At 54.9% G+C, this 6,078-nt stretch carries 3 protein-coding genes and 1 pseudogene; 2 read left to right on the forward strand and 2 right to left on the reverse strand.

Annotated elements, in window-relative coordinates:
• Together ACLQ7H_RS19405 and trxB are read right to left on the reverse strand one after the other, a co-directional pair.
• A pseudogene (locus ACLQ7H_RS19405) lies at positions 1–201 on the reverse strand (cysteine/glutathione ABC transporter permease/ATP-binding protein CydD); the annotation flags it as partial.
• 345 nt (positions 202–546) lie between these two features.
• The gene (gene trxB / locus ACLQ7H_RS19410; protein ID WP_411754076.1) at positions 547–1,518 is read right to left on the reverse strand and encodes a thioredoxin-disulfide reductase; all 972 of its coding nucleotides are present in this window, start codon (positions 1,516–1,518) and stop codon (positions 547–549) included.
• 698 nt (positions 1,519–2,216) lie between these two features.
• On the opposite strand from trxB, the gene lrp reads away from it, so the two are divergent.
• Both lrp and ACLQ7H_RS19420 read left to right on the forward strand, forming a co-directional pair.
• Complete coding sequence (gene lrp, locus ACLQ7H_RS19415) at positions 2,217–2,711, forward strand: leucine-responsive transcriptional regulator Lrp (protein WP_021804943.1); 495 nt, start codon at positions 2,217–2,219, stop codon at positions 2,709–2,711.
• A gap of 120 nt (positions 2,712–2,831) precedes the next feature.
• Positions 2,832–6,078, forward strand: a 3,247-nt coding sequence (locus ACLQ7H_RS19420; RefSeq protein ID WP_411754077.1) for a DNA translocase FtsK 4TM domain-containing protein, incomplete at its 3' end; no start/stop codon positions are given.

Here is a 6,078-nt window from a genome sequence, read left to right on the forward strand (position 1 = left end):
GATAAACGGCGAAACCAGTTCGCCACGGGGTTGATGCTCAATAATCAGCGCATGGAGCAAGGAAGCCAACAGCCAGGCCTGGGCGACAATCAAAATGCCGCTTGCAAGACCTAACAGCATGGAAATACGCAGCCAACGTTGCGCTAACGTACTCTGTGCCTTGAGCCAACGGGTTAACTGGTGCTGTCTGGTTTTTTTCATCAGATGTCTGCGTCGCCGATGCCTGTTGTAGCAGGCTTGGTTAACGTACTGTTAAAAAAGTGTTTGTCTCAGCAGGAAATAAGACAAGTGAGCGCTAATGTTACCTCGTCACTCGGTAGACGTGAAATAAATCTGAGATTGATGGCAAAGTGGCAACGATGCTGAATTTCTAGGGAGACTCCCAGCTAACCGATTGATTATCTAAATGGGTGCAGCATGCAGCGCCCCTACGTAGTGAGCCAGCAGTTTAATCATTCGAGCAGCAGTCACGCTTTCAGCGTGGGCGTGGTTGGAAATAAATAAGGCGGCCAATCGGCCGCCTCGGTAACGTTTATCGCTGAAGGGTTATTTGCATTCGGCCTGCGCGATACCGTCGAGATAGCGTTCGGCATCCAGTGCGGCCATACAACCCGTTCCTGCTGAAGTGATTGCCTGGCGGTAAATGTGATCCATGACATCGCCTGCGGCAAATACGCCGGGGATGGAGGTCTGGGTCGCGTTACCGTGAATACCGGACTGCACCTTGATATAGCCGTTTTCCAGCTCAAGCTGCCCGCCAAAGATTGCGGTGTTCGGGCTGTGACCGATCGCGATAAATACGCCAGCGAGTTCTAACTCTTTGGTTTGCTCAGCGTCTTTAGTGCTGCGCAAGCGCATCCCGGTGACGCCCATCTGATCGCCCAACACTTCGTCCAGCGTGCTGTCCGTATGCAGGATGATGTTACCGTTTTTCACTTTTTCCATCAGGCGATTGATCAGGATCTTTTCGCTGCGGAAACTGTCACGGCGGTGCACCAGGTGAACTTCAGAGGCGATGTTCGACAGGTACAGCGCTTCTTCCACGGCGGTGTTGCCACCACCGACTACGGCGACCTTCTGGCTGCGATAGAAGAAACCATCACAGGTAGCACAGGCAGATACCCCTTTGCCCTTGAATGCCTCTTCTGATGGCAGGCCTAAATAACGGGCTGATGCGCCAGTAGCGATAATCAAGGCATCGCAGGTATATTCGCCGCTGTCACCGCTCAGGCGGAAAGGACGGTTCTGCAGATCGACGCTGTTGATATGGTCAAACACGATCTCGGTGTCGAACTTTTCTGCGTGCTCACGCATCCGCTCCATCAGCGCCGGGCCAGTCAAGCCTTCAGCATCGCCTGGCCAGTTCTCGACTTCGGTGGTGGTGGTCAGCTGACCGCCTTGCTCCATACCGGTGATCAATACCGGATTCAGGTTTGCGCGTGCTGCATAAACCGCTGCGGTGTAGCCAGCCGGGCCAGAGCCCAGGATCAATAATTTGCTATGTTTAGCCGTGCCCATGAATAACCTCGTTTCCCACAATGGCGGACAATGAAGCCGATTGTAGGGAAAATGCGGCAGTAAAAAAAGCGCCAGGGGATGTTGTTACCGATTTGTTTGATAACCAGGGCCTATTAGCCGAAATTTTTCACCGGGCAGAGCGGGGGGAGTGAACGCGATAATTTTGTACAGCAATAGGTCAAAAACGCGGTTTTTGTCGGGTTTATGTGGGTAACTGCCCGGTTTTTAATGGGGGAAATTCCTAACAAGAAATCAGGCGCTCACTTTTGCTGGCGGTACGTTCTACTGATTTTAGTTCTTTTACTTTGACAATCCGCTGCGCATTTGCGAAAACATCATAGGAAGAAGAAATTAACCCCGTGCCAGCTGCAAATCGTAGGCATTTTCGCCACCGAGGCAGGACATCGTCGGGTCGCGATGGGTGAGGGAGAGTTTGCCCTGGCAGTGGTTGATGGATTCTGAACGTAAATCATTTGAATTCGTTACTCAGAGGTGACAGACAGGCTGGGTAACGGCGGAAGATGGTAGTGTCGAATAGTGACGAAGCACAAGGGCGGTGGGTATTACGTATCTGGTTCCCCTCAGGGGAATGAACCGCTTAACACAGGCATCGGGTCTTCGCTTGGAACAAATCCTTGCACATTGACGTTGGCTAGGGTGTGGCAAGTGCAGGGAAGAACATAAGAGAGACAATAATAATGGTAGATACTAAAAAACGCCCGGGTAAAGATCTCGACCGTATCGATCGCAACATCCTCAATGAGTTGCAGAAGGATGGGCGCATTTCGAACGTCGAACTTTCGAAGCGCGTGGGGTTATCCCCAACCCCTTGTTTGGAGCGTGTGCGCCGTCTTGAGCGTCAAGGCTTTATTCATGGGTATACTGCATTGCTTAACCCGCACTATCTGGATGCTTCCCTGCTGGTCTTCGTGGAAATCACGTTGAACCGCGGTGCGCCAGATGTGTTTGAGCAATTCAACTCTGCGGTGCAAAAACTTGAAGAAATTCAGGAGTGTCATTTGGTTTCCGGTGATTTCGACTATCTGTTGAAAACCCGTGTGCCAGATATGTCAGCTTACCGTAAGCTGTTGGGCGAAACTCTGTTGCGTTTACCGGGGGTTAATGACACCCGTACTTACGTCGTAATGGAAGAAGTCAAACAGAGTAACCGTCTGGTTATCAAAACACGGTAAGGTGCAGGTGCAAAACCTGATTAAATTCGTTACACTCCTGTTTATTCATACAGTTTTGGCGCCGAGGAAACTTCTCGGCGCTGTTACTCTATCCGTCAACAGGAACCTGGAGTGCCTTTCTTGAGCCAGGAATACACAGAAGATAAAGAAGTTACCCTGAAAAAACTCAGCAGTGGGCGGCGTTTGCTTGAGGCTGTGTTGATCGTGGTGGCAATTTTTGCCGTTTACCTCATGGCTGCGCTGGTCAGTTTCAATCCTTCCGACCCTAGTTGGTCGCAAACTGCCTGGCATGAGCCTATCCACAATCTGGGCGGCGGCGTAGGCGCATGGTTGGCCGACACGTTGTTCTTCACCTTTGGGGTCCTTGCCTATACGATCCCACCGATTATGCTGGTGTTGTGCCTATCCGGTTACCGTCGGCGCGATAACGGCGATTACGTCGATTTTTTCGGGGTCTCGTTACGTTTGATTGGCACGTTGGCGCTGGTGCTTACCTCGTGTGGCCTGGCGGCGCTGAACGTTGACGATCTCTATTACTTCGCTTCCGGTGGGGTGATTGGCAGCCTGTTAAGCAATGCTATGTTGCCGTGGTTTAACGGCATTGGTGCCACTTTGGCGCTGCTCGGCATTTGGGCGGTGGGGCTGACCCTGTTCACCGGTTGGTCGTGGCTGGTCATTGCGGAAAAAATTGGCGGCGTGGTGTTGGGAGCCGCTACCTTTATGACTAACCGTTCACGCCGTGAAGACCGCTATCACGACGATGACGATGTCGTATTCGATGATCGCGAAGAAAACGGCCAAAATGTGGCCCCTGCTGCCTCCATGGCAGAAGAGGACGACGTGCTGTTCTCTGCACCTTCCGTGACCGAAACTGCGCAAGAAGACGCGCAAGATGTCGCCGATCCTTTATTGAGTGGTTTGCGCGCCAGCGATGATGACCTCCCGCTTGCCGAGCCAGCGCCGGTGGTTACCGATATCCCGGTAATGCCAAAAGCGGCCGTTCAGGCTCCGGTCACCGTAGCCCCGGTAGCGCCAGCTACTGTTAATCAGCATTCATTAACTCCTGCGCAGCCACAAGACACGCCGCCGCTGTATTCGTTTGAGCTGCCTGAAGAGACACCGGCACCGAGAACGACGCGGATGGCGGAGCCTTATCGTGAGGAACATGAGCCGCGCCTGGGTGACTGGCAGAGCCCCGTTACGCCAAATCCAGAGCCGTCACCGTTTGATTTCTCTGCGGCCCAGCGGGATAGCGACGATGTCTTTGGCTCAACGGGTTTCAGTGCCAGAGAGGGAGTGAAGCCAGTGGCAACTGCCGCAGCCGCAGCGACCGCTGGCGCGGTAAACAACACCTTCATGCCAGCGTTTACTGCCACCAGCGATGCGAGTTCGCAGGTCAAGCAGGGCATCGGCCCGGAACTGCCACGGCCAAATCCAGTACGCATTCCAACCCGGCGTGAACTGGCCTCCTACGGCATCAAGCTGCCTTCGCAGCGGATCGCGGAGCAGGAGCACCGCAACCGCGGGGAAGATCCTCAGCCAGAATCGTTCGGCAACCCGCAGGAAGAAGACGAAGCCCAGCAGGAAGCTGCATTGCGCCAGGCCTTTGCCGAACAGCAAAGCCAGCGCTATGGCGAAGAGTATCCGCAACAAGAGTATCAACAAGATGACGAAGATGCGTTGCGTGAGGCCGAACTCGGCCAGGCATTTGCCGCGCAGCAACAGGCACGTTATGGCGTAGAAGCACCGCAGCCTGAACCAGAACCGGCTCCGGTGACTCATTCGGTGGATACCCGCCAGGCTTACAGTTTCTCACCGATGGCGGATCTGGTGGATGACGGCCCAACCGAGCCGCTGTTTACCCTGTCGCCACAGCTTGAGGATAGCATTGAGCTGGAAAGCGAGTTGGAAGACGATGTGCCGTTCGGTCAGTTTGAGCCTGAGGTGCCCGCTTATCAGGCACCGCGTCCGCAAACGCCACCTGCACCTACCTACCAGCCGCAACAGGCTTATCAGCCACCCGCTCAGCAGCAACCGCCAGCGCCAGCAATGGACAGCCTGATCCATCCGTTTCTGATGCGCAATGATATGCCGCTGGAGAAACCGACTACGCCACTGCCAACGCTGGATTTGTTGACCGAGGCCCCGAAAGAGGTCGAACCGGTCGATACCTTTGCGCTGGAACAGAAAGCGCGGCTGGTGGAAGCCAGCCTGGCGGATTACCGCGTCAAGGCTGACGTGGTCGATATTCTGCCTGGCCCGGTCATTACCCGTTTCGAACTGGATTTGGCTCCTGGCGTCAAGGCCGCGCGTATCTCCAACCTGTCGCGCGATCTGGCCCGTTCATTGTCAACTTCCGCCGTGCGTGTGGTGGAGGTGATCCCAGGTAAGCCATACGTCGGTCTTGAACTGCCGAACGTCAAACGGCAAACCGTGTATCTGCGCGAAGTGCTGGATTGCCCAGCCTTCCGCGACAATCCATCGCCTCTGGCGATCGTATTGGGTAAAGATATCGCGGGTCAGCCAGTGGTGGCCGATCTGGCTAAAATGCCGCATCTGCTGGTGGCTGGTACCACCGGTTCCGGTAAGTCGGTCGGGGTCAACGCCATGATCCTCAGTATCCTGTATAAGGCCACGCCGAAAGAAGTGCGCTTTATCATGATCGACCCGAAAATGCTGGAACTGTCGGTCTACGAAGGCATCCCACACCTGCTGACCGATGTGGTTACCGACATGAAAGACGCCGCTAATGCATTGCGTTGGTGCGTGGCCGAGATGGAGCGCCGCTATAAGCTGATGTCTGCTCTGGGGGTTCGTAACCTGGCAGGCTACAACGAGCGGGTCGATCAGGCTGAGGCGATGGGGCGGCCAATCCCGGATCCGTTCTGGAAACCAAGCGACAGCATGGATATCACGCCGCCGGTGTTGGAAAAAGAGCCGTACATCGTGGTGATGGTGGATGAATTTGCCGATCTGATCATGACGGTGGGCAAAAAGGTTGAAGAATTGATCGCCCGCCTGGCACAGAAAGCGCGTGCTGCGGGGATCCACCTGGTGCTGGCAACCCAGCGTCCTTCGGTGGACGTGATCACCGGTTTGATCAAGGCCAACATCCCGACGCGTATCGCCTTTACCGTATCAAGCAAGATCGACTCCCGCACCATTCTCGATCAGGGCGGAGCGGAATCCTTGCTGGGGATGGGTGACATGCTGTATTTGGCACCGAACTCTTCAATACCAGTGCGTGTGCACGGGGCCTTTGTCCGCGATCAGGAAGTTCATGCCGTGGTCAAAGACTGGAAAGCGCGTGAGCGGCCTCAGTATAAAGAGGGCATCCTCAGCGCCGGTGAAGACGGTGAGGGGGGGG

The organism is Serratia sp. (in: enterobacteria) (genome assembly GCF_046715635.1).
In the GTDB taxonomy this organism is placed as follows: Bacteria; Pseudomonadota; Gammaproteobacteria; order Enterobacterales; family Enterobacteriaceae; genus Chania.

Excerpts from the sequence above, each read along its gene's own strand:
- trxB (WP_411754076.1), bottom strand. The coding sequence starts at position 1,518 with ATGGGCACGGCTAAACATAGCAAATTATTGATCCTGGGCTCTGGCCCG.
- lrp (WP_021804943.1), top strand. The coding sequence starts at position 2,217 with ATGGTAGATACTAAAAAACGCCCGGGTAAAGATCTCGACCGTATCGAT.